The following is a 20959-nucleotide window of genomic DNA, read 5'->3' as shown; positions in this document are numbered from 1 at the left end:
CCGGCGTGCCGCCGATGTTCAATGCAAGTTGCGGGGTGCCAGTCACCGTGACGCTCTCGCTGAACGTCACGGTGACGCTGGCGACGTCGCCGGCGTTCAGCGTGCTGTTCTGCGATCCCGTCGCGCTGGTGATCGCTTCGCTGCTGACTGTCGGTGCGGCCGTATCGACCTTGTAGCTGGTATTGTCAGCCACCGCGGCGGCAGTCAGAACCGCTGCATTGCCGGCGGCATCAGTGATCGTGCCGCCGTTCAGGCTCAGAGCATTGGCGTTGAGGCTGATGCCGTTGGCGTCGTTCTGTCCGGCCAGGATCGTGTAGGTGAACACCAGCTGAGTGCTACCGCTGCCCGAGGCGTAAGCCGCCTGCACCGGCGCGCCGCCGATGTTCAGGGCCAACTGTGGCGTGCCCGTCACAGTAACGCTCTCGCTGAACGACACGGTGACGCTGACGACGTCGCCGGCATTCAGCGTGCCGTTCTGCGCTCCCGTCGCGCTGGTGATCGCCTCGCTGCTCACCGACGGGGCAGCCGTATCGACCTTGTAGCTGGCATTGTCGGCCACCGCAGCCGCAGTCAGCACCGCCGCATTGCCGGCCGCGTCCGCTATGGTGCCGCCATTCAGGCTCAGCGCATTGGCGTCAAGGCTGATGCCGTTGGCGTCGTTCTGGCCCGCCTGGATCGTGTAGGTGAACACCAACTGGGTGCTGCCGCTGCCAGAGGCGTAAGCGGCCTGCACCGGTGTGCCGCCGATGTTCAGGGCCAGCTGCGGCGTTCCCGTCACCGTGACGTTCTCGCTGAACGTCACCGTCACGCTGGCGACATCGCCGGCATTGAGCGTGCTGCTTTGCGCCCCCGTTGCGCTGGTGATCGCTTCGCTGCTCACTGTCGGTGCGGTCGTATCGACCTTGTAGCTGGCATTGTCGACCACCGCGGCCGCAGTCAGCACCGCCGCGTTGCCGGCGGCGTCCGCAATGGTGCCGCCATTCAGGCTCAGCGCATTGGCGTCGAGGCTGATGCCGTTGACGTCGTTCTGGCCCGCCTGAATCGTGTAGGTGAACACCAGCTGGGTGCTGCCGCTGCCGGAAGCATAGTTGGCCTGCACCGGCGTGCCGCCGATGTTCAGTGCCAGCTGAGGTGTGCCGGTCACCGTGACGGCCTCGCTGAACGACACCGTGACGCTGACCACGTCGCCGGCATTGAGCGTGCTGTTCTGCGCCCCCGTCGCACTGGTGATCGCCTCGCTGCTCACCGTGGGCGCCGCCGTATCAAGCGTGATGATTAGTGCGGCGGTCGTCGAACTGTTGCCGAAACCGTCAGTGAGCTTGGCCGAGATCGACTTGGCGCCGTCAGAGCCGAGGTCCCCGCCGGTGACGGTCAAGCTCACGCTCTGCGCGCCGATGTCGGCTGCGCTGATCGTGTGCGTCACGGGATGAGCGAGCGGCACGCCATTGAGCAGCAGCTGGATCGTATCTCCGGCCGCCACATTGGCCCCGAGCGCAACCGAGAACGTCGGCGCGATCACGTTCGTCGTGTTGTCGCTGCTGGAATTGCCGGAATCGGAGGCCGCCACCAGGTCCGGCGTGCCGCCGGTCGGGGCATTGGTGTTCAGGACAAAGATCACCGTGTTGCTGACGCCCTGATTGCCGGCGGCATCCGTCGCTTGCGCGGTCAGGCTGTTGCTGTCGCTGTGCAGCGTGACGTCGGTGCTCCAGCTGCCGTTGGCCTGGATGGTTGCGACGCCGACGACCGAGGCGCCGTCATCGAGGACGGTCACGATCGCACCCGCGTCGGCGGGATCCGCCGTGCCGGAAATCGTCTGCACGGGCTGATTGGTGTTGCCGCCCGCATTGGCGATCGCCAGCACGGGCGCGCTCGTGTCGAGCGTGATGGTCAGGGCAGCGCTGGTCGAGCTGTTGCCCGCCAGATCGGAAAACCGGGCGGAAATCAGCTTGGGCCCGTCGGCTCCGAGATCACCGGGACTCACCGTGAAACCGACGCTTTGCGCGGCGATATCGCCGGAGGTGACGGTTCGCACCAGGGGATGGGAGAACGACGACCCGTTCAGCAGCAGCTGGACCGTGTCGCCCACGGCCACGCCGGCGCCAAGCGCGACCGTCAGCGTCGGAGCCAATATGTTGGTGTTGTTGTCGCTGCTGGAGGAGCCGGAATCCGAACCTGCAATCAGATCCGGCGTGCCGCCGGACGGGACGGTCTGATCCAGCGTGTAGCCGTGGCCGGTGCCTGCGGCAATATTGCCGGCGAGATCGATGGTGCGGACCGACAGCAGACTGCCGCCCCCGGAGAGGATCACCGGAGCCGACCATGCGCCGCCTGCCGCGTTCGCGGTCACCCAGGTCGTGCCGTCGACGCTGAGCTGGATCGACTCGCCCAGACCCAGAGCGCCCGTATACGTTCCGGTCACGGTCTGTGACGCGACGTTGGTGACGAAATCGTTCGACGAGCTGCCGCTGTCCGCACTGAGCGTCGTCACCGTCGCTGCCGCTGTCGGCGCGCCGGTGTCCAGCGTATAGCCATGCCCCGTTCCCGCGAGGCTATTGCCAGCCAGATCGATGGCCCGAACCGACAGCGTGCTCCCGGCGGCCGACAGCGTTACGCCAGATGCCGACCAGGTGCCGTTTGCCGCGTTGGCGACCGCCGTTACCCAGGTTGCGCCGTCAGCGCTGACCTGGATGGATTCGCCGGCACTCAGGGCGCCGGAATAGGTGCCGCTGACCGTCTGCGACGCGACGTTGGTGACGAAATCGCTCGACGAGCTCCCGCTGTCCGACCCCAGCGCCGTCACTGTCGCAATCGCGGACGGCGCGACGGTGTCGAAGCTGTAGCTGTGGCTTGTCCCGGCCGCGATGTTGCCCGCAAGGTCGATCGTGCGGACCGACAGCGTGGCGCCCGCCGGCGACAGCGTCATCCCCGACGCCGACCAGGTGTTGTCGGCCGCATTGGCGGTGGCGGCGACCCAGGTCACGCCGCCATCGGCGCTGACCTGAATTGTTTCGCCGAAAGCCAGAACGCCCGCATAGGTGCCGCTGACGGTTTGCGACGGAATATTGGTGACGAAATCGGTGGCGGAACTGCCGCTGTCAGAACTCAACAGCGTCACCGTCGCAACCGCCGTTGGCGCCACCGTATCCAGAGTGTAGCTGTGTCCCGTTCCTGCCGTGACGTTGCCGGCAAGATCGATCGTGCGGACGGACAGAAGATTGGTGCCAGGCGACAGCGACACGCCGGATGCCGACCAGACGCCGCCCGATGCAGTCGCGGTCACCCAGGTGAAGCCATTGTTGACGCTGGCCTGGATCACCTCTCCCGGGGCCAGGGCACCGGCATAGGTGCCGCTGATCGTTTGCGAGGTCACATTGGTATTGAAGTCAATCGCCGAGGTGCCGCTGTCGGCGCTCAGCGCGCCGACGGATGCAACCGCCGTCGGCGGCGTCGAGTCCAGCGTCAGGACGACGGTATTGCTCGAACCCAAATTGCCGGCGGCGTCCGTGTCCTGAGCGACGAAACTATTGCCGCCCTCGGAAAGCGACACGATCACGCTCCAGCTTCCGTCCGCCTGGACGACGGCACCGGCCACGGCCTGCGCATTGTCGAAAACGATCACGGTGGTTCCGGCATCGGCGAGGTCAACCGTTCCGGAAATTCTCTGGCTGGCCTGGTTGGTCAGCGCGTTCGCGGTGTCGATGGTGACCGTGGGCGCATCGGTGTCGATCGTGACGGACCGCGTGGCGGAGCCGATGGTGTTGCTGGCGGCGTCGATGACGCGCACCTGGTACGAAAAATTCGCGTTGTGGGCGCCGGGATCGGTCAGGCTCCACGTCGTTGCCGACGTCTGGACCGCATCGCTCCACGTCAGACCGTTGTCGCTGCTGACCTGGATCCTCTCATCGGGCGAGAGCGCGCCGTTGGTGCCGGAGACCGACAATTGGGTGCTGTTGGTGACGAAATCGCCTGATACCCCGCTGTCCGGGCTGATCGCCGTAATGGCGAGCGGCAGCGTGATGTTGAGACTTGCGGTCGACGTCGCGGACTTGATCGTGTCGGTGACCGTGTAGCCGAAGACAACGCGGCCGCTGAAGCCGGGATCCGGCGTGTATGTCCATGTCTGATCGCCGTTCAGGACCAGACCGCCGCCACCGCTCTGGATCGTCAGCGCCGAGATCGACAGGGAGGGACCGTCGATGTCGGCGGCGCCTCTGAGCAGGGCGGTCGGCGTGATGACGTAAGGGTTGTCCTGCTGTCCTTGCACAAGCGTGACGGGCGCGGCCACCGGGGCCGCATCGACCTTCTGGATCGTGGGCTGCACACCGTCGTGCACCGTCACGAAGACGGGGATGCTGATATAGCCATTGTCGGCGGTGAGCTTGATGATGAATTCCTGGGTGGCAGTCTCGCCGAAAGACAGCGCCGCAAAGTCGCTCTTCGGCTCGGCGAAGCTCCAGTTGATGTGTCCGTTCGCGTCGAAGCTGGCGCTGAAATACGGGGTCGCGCCGCCAAATTGATCCGACACGCTGACCGTGACGCCGGTGTAGTCGCCGGTGACGGCAATCGATCCCTTGGTGGTGAGGACATCGGGCGACTTCGTCGTCTCCAGGATGATCGCGCTCAGTCCCGAGGTCGGATCGGCAAAGAAGATGTTGCTGCTGTTGCCGAAGGCGACGTACTGGCCGCCGGCGCTGATCGCGGCCCCGCCGTTCGACGCCGTCCCCACCCCGTCTGAGACCATCCGATAGGCGGGGTCCGCCGGGTTCGTGACGTCGACGATATAGATGTCGGCGAAGCCGTTCTGATCGGCCGAGACCAGCTTGGCCTCGCTCGTGAAGACGATGAAGTGGCCGTCCGGGCTCAAGACCGGACTGTAGCTGCTGCCCGAGGCGTTGGAGGTGTGAAATACGACGGCGCCGGCATTCAGGTCATAGAGGTAGATCTCGGAATGACCGGCGCTGTCAGTGAGCTGATACGCGATCATGCGGCCATCTGCGCTGATGGTCGGCGCAACCGCACCGGCTCCAGCGGAGGTGCTGGCGATATCGGCGAGCTCACCCGTCGACAAATCGAAGGCGAGGAGCCTGCCGCTGCCGCCTGGCGCGGTCGCATCCGAATTCCAGAAAACGATCAAGTGACCATCGGCGCTGATAGCGGGCTTCCAGAGCGCCCCCGAGCTGCCGACCGCGCCCGGCGTGATCGTTCCCTTGAGTGTGCCGTCAAGGCCGTAGATCGAGATGTTTCCGCCGTCCTGCGCGACGATCGTGCTGCCGTCGCCGCTGACAGCGGGCGCGCTTCCCGGCGCGAGCTGGGTCTGCACATGATAGTGCGCCGGATCGGACGGATCCGTGCCGTAGACGAAGACGAAGCTCCCGGTGCCGTCGGAGCCCTGATAGACGATATAGCGGCCGTCAGAGCTGATCGTCGGTGAGCCGTAGCTCCAGCCGTTCGCCGGAGACGCGATGGTGGTGGTCGCGCCCGTCTCGTGGCTGAAGAAATAGATCGCGCCGTCGGGATCGTAGACCACGTCGCCGTTGGCGCTCATCACCGGACCGATATGATCTCCCGCTCCCGAGGTGATGGCCGCCACGTTCGGCGGAGTGACGACGAATGGAACGGCCGACAGCTTGACCGGGATGATGATCGGATCCACCGCAACGGGCTTCGCAGTCGAGCTCGTGCCGGTATCGGAGGCCGGATTGACCGTGACGCTGACGGTCGGGGCTGCGCTCGCCTGCTGCGTGGGACTTGTTCCGGTCGCGGAATGATATTCGGTGCCGGGGGGCTGAAGCGGCGGGCTTCCTGCGAATTTCGTCGTGCTGTTCGGATTCGTGTTGTCTTTATTGTTGTTGTCCTTGTTCTCCGTATGCTGCGGAAGATTTGGAAACAGCTGCTTTGCGGAATCATACGTGCTCAGCACCTGCTGGAAGGCACCGAACTCCTGCGCGACCTGGTCCGTCGTCTTGTTGCTCTGCTGAGCAATCACGTCGAAATTCGTCGTCGGCGTCAGCGTCAGCGTCGATCCGTTGCTCGTGACCGTACCGATCAGGACGCCCGCGGTGTTGAAGACCTGAACCGCATGCACCAGACCGTCGCGCTGGTCGACGACGGACACCGACACCCTTCCGTCGGTCGCCGAGACGTCGAGGATCACGGCCGTGCCGCGAATGCCGATCGTGGCGGTCGGCGTCGACACCCGCATGTCACCGGTCTTCGCGACCTGCCCCGCCACAAAGCTGGCGGCGCCCTGGACCAGGGTCATCAGCGAGCTGTTGGAGGTGCTGCTGGCGTCGTAGGTCAGTTCGTTCAGCATGAACCGCGCATTGGCGGACAGATTGAACGTCGTGCCGTCGTCGAGCACGAGACCGAGGGTCGAGCCGCTGCCCGTCTGCACCACGTCGTTCTGGTTGATCGCATCACCGACGTTGGCGACGATCGTCACGCCATTGCGCACGATGCTCGCACTGCCGGTGATCTTGACGACATGGCCCACCACCTTGCCGCCGGCCGCTGGCGCGCCGGCCTGCGCATAAAGGGTGTGCCCCGTCAGGGCATCGACCACGCCGGGATCGAGGTGCGCGCCTTCCGGCGAAACCAGCAACGGGCGCGCCTGGTCGCGGAAATAGTTCGGCACGATGACGCGATGGAGCTGATCGGAGAGGATCAGGTCGACGCCGATACGCTCGAAATTGCCGGAGAAGAGCAGATGCGCGTCGGGGATTTCGACCGCGGCGGACGGTCTCTCCGCCATCGCGTCGTGCCCGAGTTTGAGGGATTGCTGCCCCAGGTCGTTCGACAAAAACCGGTCGGTGTACTTCAAGACGCCACCGTAAATAGTTTAAAATGAATTAAATGTTTTTTAGTAGCACTCTGAAGTTCCGGGGAAAAGTGGCGACAGGCGTCGTGCGCGAGTTTTCAGCACCGTTATTAATTCGGGCCGCCGTCCGCGAAAAAATCGACACAAACCCCGCCCAAGTAATTGAAAACGTTATTAAATATACACATCCCATTTATCCGAAGACGTCGCCGATGCGCGGGGCCGGAAGTCGGCCCGGAGTTCACGTCGGTGGACCCTCCCCGACCGATAGCGGGTCAACAGGCGCGACGGCGACGCTCCCGGGAGTTTTGCGACAGGCCGGGATCGATCTGCTCGAGCCGGCACAGCCTCAGGATCGGACGCACAGATGAGCGGCCGGCAACTCAAGGCGGAGCAGACCAGGCCTGCCCCGCCTTGCGCCATCAGTGATGGAGAATGTCGGACGCAGTCAGGTTGGCAACGCCCGTCAGGTGAATCTCCATGTCGACCGCCGACAGGTTTTGCGCCGAGTTCGTTGCGTTGGCGTAGATGATGGTGTTGCCGCCGCTGGTGACGATCTCGATCGTGTGAGCCGCGATTTGCGCCGGCGCCGACGTTGCCGAGGCCACGGCCGTCAGACCCGTGATCGCCGAAAAATCGATCTTGTCCGCCCCATGGGCAAATCCCAGGATCGTGTCGAAATTTCCGGCGCCCGGCTTCGAATCGGACGTCGCGTTGTAGACGAAGGTGTCGCTGCCCGGGCCGCCGGTGAGAGTGTCGCCCTGACCACCGCCGATGATGCGGTCGCCGCCGGCCCCGCCGATGATCACGTCAGCAAGGCTACTGCCGGTGATCGCAAAGCCTTCGCTTTGATTGTGCAAGTCGATGTTGACGCCGGACGTAGCGCTGGCGGCCGAGACGGCCTCGACATTCACGATTTGCCCGTCGGTCGCATTGTTGAGATCGGCAGACGTTGCCGTCAGCGCGATCGTGTCGGCCCCGGTTCCGCCATCGATCTTGTCCGCCCCGACGAAACCGTTGATCGTATCGTTGCCGGCTCCGGTCGCGATCAGATCGGCTCCATTCGATCCCGTCGTGACGTTGTCGTTGCCCGAACTGCCGAAGATCGCGACCGTCGACCCGACGTTGCCGGCAGCATCCGTCTGCGTGATGCCAAGGGTGTGCAGAATATCCGCAAACTTCGGCCCTGTCGTGAAGCTCCAGCTGCCGCCCGAGGCAGTCGCCGTACCGAGTGCCGAGCCATTGTCGGTGATGGAGACCGTCCCGGCCGTGTCCGAGACGCCCGTCAAGGTCAGCTTGCCGTTACCGCTCAGCACTTCGCTCGTCGCCGAGAGAATTGGTGCATGGAGGTCGACCGTAACGCTATAGGGCGACGAGGCTGCGCTCGCATTGCCGGCCTTGTCGGTGTCTATCACCGTGAAGGAATGCAGACCTTCCGATAGAGTACCCGTTGCAAGGCTCCACAGGCCGTTCGCCGCAACTGTCGTCGTTCCCAGGATACTCGCCCCTTCATAGAGGGTGATGGTGGTACCGGCCTCGCCTGCCCCACTCAGCAAGAGATTGGTGTCATTGGTCGACCCACCACTGGCCACATTGCCTGTCTGCGGCGCCACGTCATCGGCAGCCGACGTGATCGTCGGCTTGTTGGGCGCCGCCGTATCGATCGAAATCGCCTGGGTGGCGACATTGGGGTCGACGTTCCCTGCCGCGTCGACGATGCGCACCTGATAGGTGAAGCTCGACGTATGCACCACCGCATCGACATAGCTCCATGTCGTGGCGGTCGTCGACGTGACGTCGATCCAGGTCGATCCCCCATTGGTGCTGATCTGGATCTTTTCGCCGGACCCGAGGGTGCCGTGTGTACCTGAAACCGTCAGCGTCGTGTCGTTGGTGATGAAATCCGTCGCAGAGATTCCGGTATCATTTGAAATCGCGGTGATGGCGAGCGCAGCGGTCGGCGCCGTGTTGTCGACAATCACCTCGATCACATTGCCGGTCGAGCTATTGCCGGCCGCATCCGTCACCACGGCGCGGAACAGATAGTCGCCGTCGCCCAGACCGGCCTGGGTGCTTGTCGTCGCCGACCAGCTGGTCCCGCCGTTGGTCGACAGCTGATAGGCGACCGTAGTCCCGGCCTCCTGACCGGACAGATTCAGGTTGAAGCTGTTGTCCTGCGTAACCGGCGGACTGTTGGCCGTACCGGTGTCCGTCAGGTTGGTGAACGACAGCGTCCCCGCTGCCGGTGCGCTGTTGTCCACGGTGACAACGATCGCGTTGCTGGTCGCGTTGTTGCCCGCGGCATCCGTCACCACCGCACGGAACTGGTAGTTGCCGTCGGCCAGGCTGGTCTGGGTGCTTGATGTCGCCGACCAGCTGGTCCCGCCATTGGTCGACACCTGGTAGGCGACCGTGGTCCCGGCCTCCTGACCGGACAGATTCAGATTGAAGCTGTTGTCCTGCGTGACCGGCGGACTGTTGGCCGGGCCGGTGTCGGTCAAATTCGTGAACGACAGCGTACCCGCTGCAGGTGCGCTGTTGTCCACGGTCACGGCGATTGCGTTGCTGGTCGCGCTGTTGCCGGCCGCATCCGTCACCACCGCACGGAACTGGTAGTTGCCGTCGGCAAGGCTGGTCTGGGTGCTTGATGTCGTCGACCAGCTGGTCCCGCCATTGGTCGACACCTGATAGACGACCGTGGTCCCGGCCTCCTGCCCGGACAGATTCAGGTTGAAATTGTTATCCTGCGTGACCGGCGGACTATTGGCGGTGCCGGTGTCCGTCAGATTCGCAAACGACAGCGTGCCCGCTGCCGGTGCACTGTTGTCCACGGTCACGGCGACCGCGTTGCTGGTCGCGCTGTTGCCCGCAGCATCGGTCACCACCGCACGGAATTGATAGTCGCCGTCGCCGAGGTTGGTCTGGGCGCTTGTCGTCGCCGACCAGCTGGTCCCGCCATTGGTCGACACCTGGTAGGCGACCGAGGTCCCGGCCTCCTGACCGGACAGATTCAGGTTGAAGTTGTTGTCCTGCGTGACCGGCGGGCTATTGGCCGTGCCGGTGTCCGCCAGGTTCGTGAACGACAGTGTCCCCGCTGCAGGTCCGCTGTTGTCCACGGTCACCACGATCGCGTTGCTGGTCGCGTTGTTGCCGGCCGCATCCGTCACAACCGCACGGAACTGGTAGTTGCCGTCGGCCAGGCCGGTCTGGGCGTTTGTCGTTGCCGACCAGCTGGTCCCGCCATTGGTCGATACCTGGTAGGCGACCGAGGTCCCGGCCTCCTGACCGGACAGATTCAGGTTGAAATTGTTGTCCTGCGTGACCGGCGGGCTATCGGCCGTGCCGGTATCCGTCAGGTTCGCGAATGACAGCGTACCCGCCGCAGGCGCGGTGTTGTCGATGACGACCTCGATGGCATTGCTGATCGAGGTGTTGCCGGCTGCATCGGTCACGATGGCCTGGAATTGATAGTGTCCGTCGGTCAGACCCGTCTGCGACGCGGTGGTGTTCGTCCAGCCGCCACCATTGAGCGACACCTGGTAGACTGTCGTTGTTCCGGCTTCCTGGCCGGAAATGGCCAGGCTGAAGGTATTGTCCTGCGTGACCGGAGGCGTGTTCGACGTGCCGGTATCGATGAAGCCCGTGATTGCAAGCGTGCCCGCAACCGGGGCCGTGTTGTCGACGACAACTTCGATCGTGCTCGTGGTCGAACTGTTGCCAGCCGCATCCGTCACGATCGCCTGGAACTGATAGTCGCCGTCAGCCAGACCGGATTGCGACGAAGTGGTGGTGGTCCAGCCGCCGCCATTGAGCGACACCTGATAGACCACCGTCGTCCCGGCCTCCTGATCGGCCAGGTTCAAGGTGAAGGCATTGTCCTGCGTCACCGGCGGGGTGTTGGCACTTCCGCTGTCGTTGAGGCCGGCAAACGCCAACGCTCCCGCGACGGGCGCGATCGTGTCGACGGTCAGACCATATGCAGTGGAGGTCGGGCTGATATTGCCTGCCGCATCTGTCGCGGTAGCCGTAAAGTTGTGGCCACCTTCCGAAAGCCCGGTCGCCGTATACGTCCATTGACCATTTCCAGCGGTGGTCACCGTGTTGAGGAGATTGGCTCCGTCATAGATGGCAATTGTCGTATTTGCTTCCGCGGTACCGTTGAGCACCAGGGAGGTATCGTTGGTGGTACCGCCATTGGCGACGTTTCCAAGGATCGGAGCAACGTCATCGACAGCCGACGTGATGGACGGCGCAGTCGGAGCGACCGAATCCACGGTGAAGGCGCCGGTGCTTCCTGCCCCGCCCGGATTGCCGGCAAGGTCGGTATAGCTGTGGTCGACAACATTGACCGATGCCGTATTGGTCTGGGTCCCTGGGCTGGGCGTAAAGGTCGCAGTCCAATGGGAGCTGTCGAGCTCCTGGAATGCGCTGAGCGTGCCGCCGACCACCGTCACGTTGCCACTGCTGGAGGGGTCGAATCCGGCGACCTCCTCGCTGAAGGTGAAATGAACCGTCGTCGTCTCACTGGCGTTGATGATCGTGTCGTCGATCGTCACCGTAACGGTGGGAGACGTGGTATCGGCGGTGTTGATCGTGAAATTGTCCGAGACGCTGTTTCCGGTGGGTGGGTTGCCCGCGGGGTCCTGCCAATTCGTACCGACGGTAAACGTGTTGGTGTTGTCGAGGACTCCGGGATTTGGCGTGAAAGTCGCCGTCCACGTTTTGCCGGACGGATCCGCGCCGAGGTCCTGGGTCAGATCAGCCAGCGATCCATTACTCGTGTCGTAGGTCACGTCGGCCAAGGTGAAGTTCACCGGCACTTCGCTGAAGGTGAACGTAACCGTCTGTGTTTCGCCGATCGTCAGGGAATTGTCCGAAAGAGCGATCGCGACAGACGGCGCGGTGTGATCGACGGTGATGTCAAACTCCGTCGAGGATGGACCGGTGTTGGCGGCTGCATCCGTGGCCTTGGCGGTGAAGCCGTAGGTGCCGTCGTTGAGTGAGGTCGAGGTGAAGGTGTAGGTACCGGGCGTGGCGGTCTCGGTGGCGAGGCCGACCGATACGCCATCCTGGAACACCTCGACCGTCGCGCCCGCCTCTGCCGTGATCGTCAGTGTCGGCGTCTGGTCGTTGGTCAGGCTGTCGCTGCCCGAGCCCGAGTTGTCGGCAAAGCCGGCAATGACGGGCGCGTTCGGCGCGGTGTGGTCGATGGTCAAGTCGAAGTCCGCAGAGGACACGCTGGTGTTGGCGGCCGCATCCGTCGCCGTGGCGGTGAAGCCATAGGTGCCGTCGCCGAGCGAGGTCGAAGTGAAGGTGTAGGTGCCGGGCGTTGCGCTCTCGGTGGCAAGGCCGACCGACACACCATCCCGGAACACTTCAACGGTCGCGCCCGCCTCTGCGGAGATCGTCAGCGTCGGCGTCTGGTCATTGGTCAGGCTGTCGCTGCCCGAGCCCGAGTTGTCGGCAAAGCCGGTGATCACCGGCGCAACCGGCGCAGTGTTGTCGACGACAACGGAGATCGTGTTGCTGGTGGCACTGTTGCCAGCGGCATCAGTGACGGTGGCGCGGAACTGGTAGCTGCCGTCGGCGAGGTCATCCTGCGCCGAGGTCGTCGACGTCCAGGTGGTGCCGCTATCGGTGGAGACCTCGTAGGCCACGCTGGTGGCATTTGCGTCCGACGAGCCGGTCAGGCTGAGGTCGAAGCTGCCGTCCTTGGTGACTGCCGGCGTGTTCGTGCTGCCGGTGTCGTCAAATCCGCTGAACGCCAGTGTCCCCGCGGTCGGCGCCGTGTTGTCGACGACGACCGAGATCGCGTTGCTGGTCGCGGTGTTACCGGCGGCATCGGTGGTGGTGGCACGGAACTGATAACTGCCGTCGGCGAGGTTATCTTGGGCCGAGGTCGTCGAACCCCAGGTGGTGCCGCCGTCGGTCGAGACTTCGTAGGCCACGCTGGTGGCATTGGCGTCCGACGAGCCGGTCAGGCTGAGATCGAAGCTGCCGTCCTTGGTGACTGCCGGCGTGTTGGCGCTGCCGGTGTCGTCGAGGCCGCTGAAGGACAGCGTGCCGGCGGTCGGCGCCGTGTTGTCGACGACAACGGAGATCGTATTGCTGGTCGCGCTGTTGCCGGCGGCATCGGTGACGGTGGCGCGGAACTGGTAGCTGCCGTCGGCAAGGTCATCCTGCGCCGAGGTCGTTGCCGCCCAGGTGGTGCCGCCGTCAGTCGAGACTTCGTAGGCCACACTGGTGGCGTTGGCGTCCGACGAGCCGGTCAGGCTGAGATCGAAGCTGCCGTCCTTGGTGACTGCCGGCGTGTTGGGGCTGCCGGTGTCGTCCAGGCCGCTGAAGGCCAGCGTGCCTGCCGTCGGCGCCGTGTTGTCGACGACGACGGAGATCGTGTTGCTGGTCGCGCTGTTACCGGCCGCGTCGGTGACGGTGGCTCGGAATTGATAGCTGCCGTCTGCGAGATCGCCCTGTGCTCCATCGGTCGCAGTCCAGCTCAACCCGCCATCGGTGGAGACTTCATAGGCCACGCTGGTGGCGTTGGCGTCCGAAGTGCCGGTCAGGCTGAGGTCGAAGCTGCCGTCCTTGGTGACCGCCGGCGTGTTCGCACTGCCGGTGTCGTCCAGGCCGCTGAAGGCCAATGTCCCCGCTGTCGGCGCCGTGTTGTCGATGACGACAGAGATCGTGTTGCTGGTCGCGCTGTTGCCGGCGGCGTCGGCGACGGTGGCGCGGAACTGATAGCTGCCGTCGGCGAGATTATCCTGCGCCGAGGTCGTCGACGACCAGCTCGCCCCGCCGTCAGCGGATACTTCGTAGGTCACGTTGGTGGCATTGGCGTCCGATGTACCGGTCAGGCTGAGGTCGAAGCTGCCGTCCTTGGTGATCGCCGGCGCGTTGGCACTGCCGGTGTCGTCGAGGCCGCTGAAGGCCCACGTCCCCGCAACCGGGGCGGTGTTATCGACAACGACAGAGATCGTGTTGCTGGTGGCGCTATTGCCGGCGGCATCGGTGACGGTCGCACGGAACTGGTAGCTTCCGTCCGAAAGGTCGCTCTGCGCCGAAGTTGTCGAACCCCAAGTGGTGCCGCCGTCGGCGGAGACCTCATAGGCCACACTGGTGGCGTTGATGTCCGAGGTACCGGTCAAGCTGAGGTCGAAGCTGCCGTCCTTAGTGACGGCCGGTGTATTGGTGTTGCCGGTGTCGTCGAGGCCGCTGAAGGACAGCGTCCCCGCGACCGGCGCGGTGTTGTCGACGACAACCGAGATCGTGTTGCTGGTCGCGCTGTTGCTGGCCGCATCGGTGACGGTGGCACGGAACTGGTAGCTGCCGTCGGCAAGGTCGCTCTGCGCCGAGCTCGTCGAACCCCAGGTGGTGCCGCCGTCGGTCGAGACCTCATAGGCCACACTGGTGGCATTGGCGTCCGAGGTACCGGTCAGGCTGAGGTCAAAGCTGCCRTCCTTGGTGACCGCCGGCGTGTTCGTGCTGCCGGTGTCGTCGAGGCCGCTGAACGCCAGCGTCCCCGCTGTCGGCGCCGTGTTGTCGACGACAACAGAGATCGTGTTGCTGGTGGCGCTGTTGCCGGCCGCATCGGTGACGGTGGCGCGGAACTGGTAGCTGCCGTCGGCTAGGTCGCCCTGCGCCGAGGACGTCGACGCCCAGGTGGTGCCGCCGTCGGTGGAGACTTCGTAGGCCACGCTGGTGGCGTTGACGTCCGAAGTGCCGGTCAGGCTGAGATCGAAGCTGCCGTCCTTGGTGATCGCCGGCGAGTCCGTGCTGCCGGTGTCGTCCAGGCCGCTGAACGCCAGCGTGCCTGCCGTCGGCGCCGTGTTGTCGACGACAACAGAGATCGTGTTGCTGGTCGCGCTGTTGCCGGCAGCATCAGTGACAGTGGCACGGAACTGATAGTTGCCGTCCGCGAGATCATCCTGCGCCGAGGTCGTTGCCGCCCAGGTGCCGCCATCGGTCGAGACTTCATAGCCCACACTGGTGGCGTTGATGTCCGAGGTACCGGTCAAGCTGAGGTCGAAGCTGCCGTCCTTGGTCACCGCCGGCGTGTTGGCACTGCCGGTGTCGTCGAGGCCACTGAACGCCAGCGTGCCTGCCGTCGGCGCGGTGTTGTCGACGACGACCGAGATCGTGTTACTGGTGGCGCTGTTGCCGGCCGCATCAGTGACGGTGGCTCGGAACTGATAACTGCCATCAGCCAGGTCGCTCTGCGCCGAAGTCGCCGAAGCCCAGCTCAACCCACCATCGGTGGAGACTTCGTAGGCCACACTGGTGGCGTTGGCGTCCGAGGTGCCGGTCAGGCTGAGGTCGAAGCTGCCGTCCTTGGTGACTGCCGGCGCGTTGGCGGTGCCGGTATCGTCGAGGCCGCTGAAGGCCAGCGTGCCTGCAACCGGTGCCGTGTTGTCGACGACAACGGCGATCGTGTTGCTGGTCGCGGTGTTACCGGCGGCATCGGTGGTGGTGGCACGGAACTGATAACTGCCGTCGGCTAGGTCGCCCTGCGCCGAGCTCGTCGACGCCCAGGTGTTGCCGCCGTCGATCGAGACTTCATAGGCTATGCTGGTGGCGTTGGTATCAGCATTACCCGTCAGCGTCAGATCGAAGGTCTTGTCGGTCGAGTTGAAGTCGGTCGAGGAAGAGCCCGAATCCGTGTAGCCCGACAGCGCCAGCGTCCCCGCCGTAGGCGCCGTGTTGTCGACGATGACGGAGATCGTGTTGCTGGTCGCGCTGTTACCGGCATCATCGGTAACCGTAGCACGGAACTGGTAGCTGCCATCAGCCAGATCGCTCTGCCCGGCCGTGGTCGCCGCCCAGGTGGTGCCGCCATCGGTCGAGACCTCGTAGGCCACGCCGGTGGCGTTGACGTCCGAGGTGCCGGTCAGGCTGAGGTCGAAGCTGCCATCCTTGGTGACTGCCGGCGTGTTGGTGCTGCCCGTGTCGTCGAGGCTGCTGAATGCCAGGGTGCCTGCAACCGGCGCGGTGTTGTCGACGACGACCGAGATCGTGTTGCTGGTGGCGCTGTTGCCAGCGGCATCAGTGGTCGTGGCCCGGAATTGATAGCTGCCGTCGACCAGGTCATCCTGCGCCGTGGTCGTCGCTGCCCAGGTGTTGCCGCCATCGGTCGAGACTTCGTAGGCCACACTGGTGGCGTTAGCGTCCGAGGTGCCGGTCAGGCTGAGGTCGAAGCTGCCGTCCTTGGTGACTGCCGGCGTGTTGGGGCTGCCGGTGTCGTCCAGGCCGCTGAAGGACAGCGTGCCTGCCGTCGGCGCGGTGTTGTCGACGACAACGGCGATCGTGTTGCTGGTCGCGCTGTTGCCGGCGGCATCGGTGACGGTGGCGCGGAACTGATAGCTGCCGTCGGCGAGATCGCCCTGTGCGGCATCGGTCGCAGTCCAGCTCAACCCGCCATCGGTGGAGACTTCATAGGCCACGCTGGTGGCGTTGGCGTCCGAAGTGCCGGACAGGCTGAGGTCGAAGCTGCCGTCCTTGGTGATCGCCGGGGTGTTGGCACTGCCGGTGTCGTCGAGGCCGCTGAAGGACAGCGTGCCCGCAACCGGCGCCGTGTTGTCGACGACGACGGAGATCGTGTTGCTGGTCGCGCTGTTGCCGGCCGCATCGGTGACGGTCGCCCGGAACTGGTAGCTGCCGTCGGCGAGGTCATCCTGCGCCGAGGTCGTTGCCGCCCAGGTGGTGCCGCCGTCGGTGGAGACTTCATAGGCCACACTGGTGGCGTTCGCATCCGAACTGCCGGTCAGGCTGAGGTCGAAGCTGCCGTCCTTGGTGATCGCCGGCGTGTTGGTGCTGCCGGTGTCGTCGAGGCCGCTGAACGCCAGCGTGCCTGCGGTCGGCGCGGTGTTGTCGACGACAACGGCGATCGTGTTGCTGGTGGCATTGTTGCCAGCAGCATCGGTGACGGTGGCACGGAATTGGTAGCTGCCGTCCGCGAGGTCGCTCTGCCCGGCCGTGGTCGCGGCCCAGCTCAACCCGCCGTCGGTCGAGACCTCATAGACCACACTGGTGGTGTTGGTATCAGCAATACCCGTCAGCGTCAGATCAAAGGTCTTGTCCGTCGAGTTGAAGTCGGTCGAAGAAGCGCCCGAGTCCGTGTAGCCCGACAGAGATAGCGTGCCCGCGGTCGGCGCCGTGTTGTCGACGACGACGGAGATCGTGTTGCTGGTGGCGCTGTTGCCGGCGGCATCGGTGACCATCGCGCGGAACTGGTAGCTGCCGTCCGCGAGGTCCCCCTGCGCCGAGCTTGTCGCCGCCCAGGTGGTGCCGCCGTCAGTCGAGACTTCGTAGGCCACACTGGTGGCGTTGGCATCCGAACTGCCGGTCAGGCTGAGGTCGAAGCTGCCATCCTTGGTGACCGCCGGCGTGTTGGCGCTGCCGGTGTCGTCCAGGCCGCTGAAGGCCAGCGTGCCTTCCGTCGGCGCCGTGTTGTCGACGACGACGGAGATCGTGTTGCTGGTGGCGCTGTTGCCGGCGGCATCAGTGACGGTGGCGCGGAACTGGTAGCTGCCGTCGGCAAGGTCGCTCTGCGCCGAGCTCGTCGCCGCCCAGGTGGTGCCGCCATCGGTCGAGACTTCATAGGCCACACTGGTGGCGTTCGCATCCGAAGTACCGGTCAGGCTGAGGTCGAAACTGCCGTCCTTGGTGACCGCCGGCGTGTTGGCGCTGCCGGTGTCGTCCAGGCCGCTGAAGGCCAGCGTTCCTGCTACCGGCGCCGTGTTGTCGACGACGACGGAGATCGTGTTGCTGGTGGCGCTGTTGCCGGCGGCATCGGTGACGGTGGCGCGGAACTGGTAGCTGCCGTCCGCGAGGTCGCTCTGCGCCGAGCTCGTCGCCGCCCAGGTGGTGCCGCCATCGATCGAGACTTCGTAGGCCACACTGGTGGCGCTGGCGTCGGACGTGCCGGTCAGGCTGAGGTCGAAGCTGCCGTCCTTGGTGACTGCCGGCGTGTTGGCGCTGCCGGTGTCGTCCAGGCCGCTGAAGGCCAGCGTTCCTGCTACCGGCGCCGTGTTGTCGACGACGACCGAAATCGTGTTGCTGGTCGCGCTGTTGCCGGCCGCATCGGTGACGGTGGCGCGGAATTGATAGCTGCCGTCGTCGAGATCGCTCTGTGCAGCCGTGGTCGCCGCCCAGGTGCTGCCGCCGTCAGTCGAGACTTCATAGGCCACACTGGTGGCGTTGGCGTCCGAGGTGCCGGTCAGGCTGAGGTCGAAGCTGCCGTCCTTGGTCACCGCCGGCGTATTGGCACTGCCGGTGTCGTCGAGGTCGCTGAACGCCAGCGTGCCTGCCGCCGGCGCCGTGTTGTCGACGACGACGGCGATCGTGTTGCTGGTCGCGCTGTTGCCGGCGGCATCGGTGACGGTGGCGCGGAACTGGTAGCTGCCGTCGGTGAGATCGATCTGCGCCGAGCTCGTCGAACCCCAGGTGTTGCCGCCGTCAGTCGAGACTTCGTAGGCCACACTGGTGGCATTGGCGTCCGAGCTGCCGGTCAGGCTGAGGTCGAAGTTGCCGTCCTTGGTGACCGCCGGCGCGTTGGCGCTGCCGGTGTCGTCGAGGCCGCTGAAGGCCAGCGTGCCTGCAACCGGTGCCGTGTTGTCGACGACAACGGCGATCGTGTTGCTGGTCGCGGTGTTACCGGCGGCATCGGTGATGGTGGCACGGAACTGATAACTGCCGTCGGCCAGGTTATCCTGCGCAGCCGCGGTCGCGGCCCAGTTTGCGCCGCCGTCGGTCGAGACTTCATAGGCTATGCTGGTGGCATTGACGTCCGAGCTACCCGTCAGGCTGAGATCGAAGCTGCCATCCTTGGTGACTGCCGGTGTGTTGGGGCTGCCGGTGTCGTCGAGACCGCTGAACGCCAACGTGCCTGCAACCGGCGCGGTGTTGTCGATGACAACCGCGATCGTGTTGCTGGTCGCGCTGTTACCAGCGGCATCGGTGACGGTGGCGCGGAATTGATAGCTGCCGTCGTCGAGATCGCTCTGCGCCGAGCTTGTCGACGCCCAGGTGGTGCCGCCGTCGGTCGAGACCTCATAGGCCACACTGGTGGCGTTGGCGTCCGACGAGCCGGTCAGGCTGAGGTCGAAGCTACCGTCCTTGGTCACCGCCGGGGTGTTGGCACTGCCGGTGTCGTCGAGGCCGCTGAAGGCCAGCGTGCCCGCAACCGGGGCGGTGTCGTCGACGACAACGGAGATCGTGTTACTGGTGGCGCTGTTGCCGGCCGCATCGGTGACGGTGGCTCGGAACTGATAGTTGCCGTCGGCGAGATCGCTCTGCGCCGAGCTTGTCGCCGCCCAGGTGGTACCGCCATCGGTCGAGACTTCGTAGGCCACGCTGGTGGCGTTGGCGTCGGACGTGCCGGTCAGGCTGAGGTCGAAGCTACCGTCCTTGGTCACCGCCGGCGTGTTGGCACTGCCGGTGTCGTCGAGGCCGCTGAAGGCCAACGTCCCCGCAGCCGGGGCGGTGTTATCGACAACGACAGAGATCGTGTTGCTGGTGGCGCTATTGCCGGCCGCATCGGTGACGGTCGCACGGAACTGGTAGCTTCCGTCCGAAAGGTCGCTCTGCGCCGAAGTTGTCGAACCCCAGGTGGTGCCGCCGTCGGTCGAGACCTCATAGGCCACACTGGTGCTATTGGTGTCGGACGTGCCGGTCAGGCTGAGATCGAAGCTGCCGTCCTTGGTGACCGCCGGGGTGTTGGCACTGCCGGTGTCGTCCAGGCCGCTGAACGCCAGCGTGCCTGCAACCGGTGCCGTGTTATCGACAACGACAGAGATCGTGTTGCTGGTGGCGCTATTGCCGGCGGCATCAGTGACGGTGGCTCGGAATTGGTAGCTGCCGTCCACGAGATCGCCCTGCGACGAGGTCGTCGCCGCCCAAGTGGTGCCGCCATCGGTCGAGACTTCATAGGCCACACTGGTGCTATTGGCGTCCGAACTACCGGTCAGGCCGAGGTCGAAGCTGCCATCCTTCGTGACTGCCGGCGTGTTGGCGCTGCCGGTGTCGTCGAGGCCGCTGAAGGCCAACGTCCCCGCAACCGGGGCCGTGTTGTCGACGACGACGGAGATCGTGTTGCTGGTGGCGCTGTTGCCGGCGGCATCGGTGACGGTGGCGCGGAACTGATAGCTGCCGTCGGCGAGGTTATCTTGGGCCGAGGTCGTCGAACCCCAGGTGTTGCCGCCGTCGGTCGAGACCTCATAGGCCACACTGGTGCTATTGGCGTCGGACGTGCCGGTCAGGCTGAGGTCGAAACTGCCATCCTTGGTGACCGCCGGGGTGTTGGCACTGCCGGTGTCGTCCAGGCCGCTGAACGCCAGCGTACCCGCCGTCGGCGCGGTGTCGTCGACGACAACGGAGATCGTGTTACTGGTGGCGCTGTTGCCGGCCGCATCGGTGACGGTGGCTCGGAACTGATAGTTGCCGTCGGCGAGATCGCTCTGCGCCGAGCTTGTCGCCGCCCAGGTGGTACCGCCATCGGTCGAGACTTCGTAGGCCACGCTGGTGGCGTTGGCGTCGGACGTGCCGGTCAGGCTGAGGTCGAAGCTACCGTCCTTGGTCACCGCCGGGGTGTTGGCACTGCCGGTGTCGTCGAGGCCACTGAAGGACAGCGTGCCTGCCGTCGGCGCGGTGTTGTCGACGACGACCGAAATCGTGTTGCTGGTGGCATTGTTGCCGGCGGCATCGGTGACGGTGGCGCGGAACTGATAGCTGCCGTCGGCGAGGTTATCTTGGGCCGAGGTCGTCGAACCCCAGGTGTTGCCGCCGTCGGTCGAGACCTCATAGGCCACACTGGTGCTATTGGCGTCGGACGTGCCGGTCAGGCTGAGGTCGAAGCTGCCGTCCTTGGTGACTGCCGGCGCGTTGGCGCTGCCGGTATCGTCGAGGCCGCTGAAGGCCAGCGTGCCTGCAACCGGTGCCGTGTTATCGACAACGACAGAGATCGTGTTGCTGGTGGCGCTATTGCCGGCGGCATCAGTGACGGTGGCTCGGAATTGGTAGCTGCCGTCCACGAGATCGCCCTGCGACGAGGTCGTCGCCGCCCAAGTGGTGCCGCCATCGGTCGAGACTTCATAGGCCACACTGGTGCTATTGGCGTCCGAACTACCGGTCAGGCCGAGGTCGAAGCTG

General features: G+C 65.0%; 2 protein-coding genes. Both read right to left on the bottom strand.

Annotation, left to right across the window (positions count from 1 at the left end; translation table 11 throughout):
* Positions 1-6751 (bottom strand): Ig-like domain-containing protein (locus A7X65_RS40235; protein ID WP_156528470.1); only part of this gene is annotated, 6751 nt, incomplete at its 3' end.
* Positions 6752-7239: 488 nt separating this feature from the next.
* Positions 7240-20910: an Ig-like domain-containing protein gene (locus A7X65_RS42390; protein ID WP_208608655.1), complete on the bottom strand. Its 13671-nt coding sequence runs from the start codon at positions 20908-20910 to the stop codon at positions 7240-7242.
* Positions 20911-20959 lie beyond the last annotated feature (49 nt).

Source organism: Bradyrhizobium stylosanthis (genome assembly GCF_001641335.1).
GTDB lineage: Bacteria > Pseudomonadota > Alphaproteobacteria > Rhizobiales > Xanthobacteraceae > Bradyrhizobium > Bradyrhizobium stylosanthis.
This window is presented reverse-complemented; position numbering and strand designations above follow the sequence as displayed.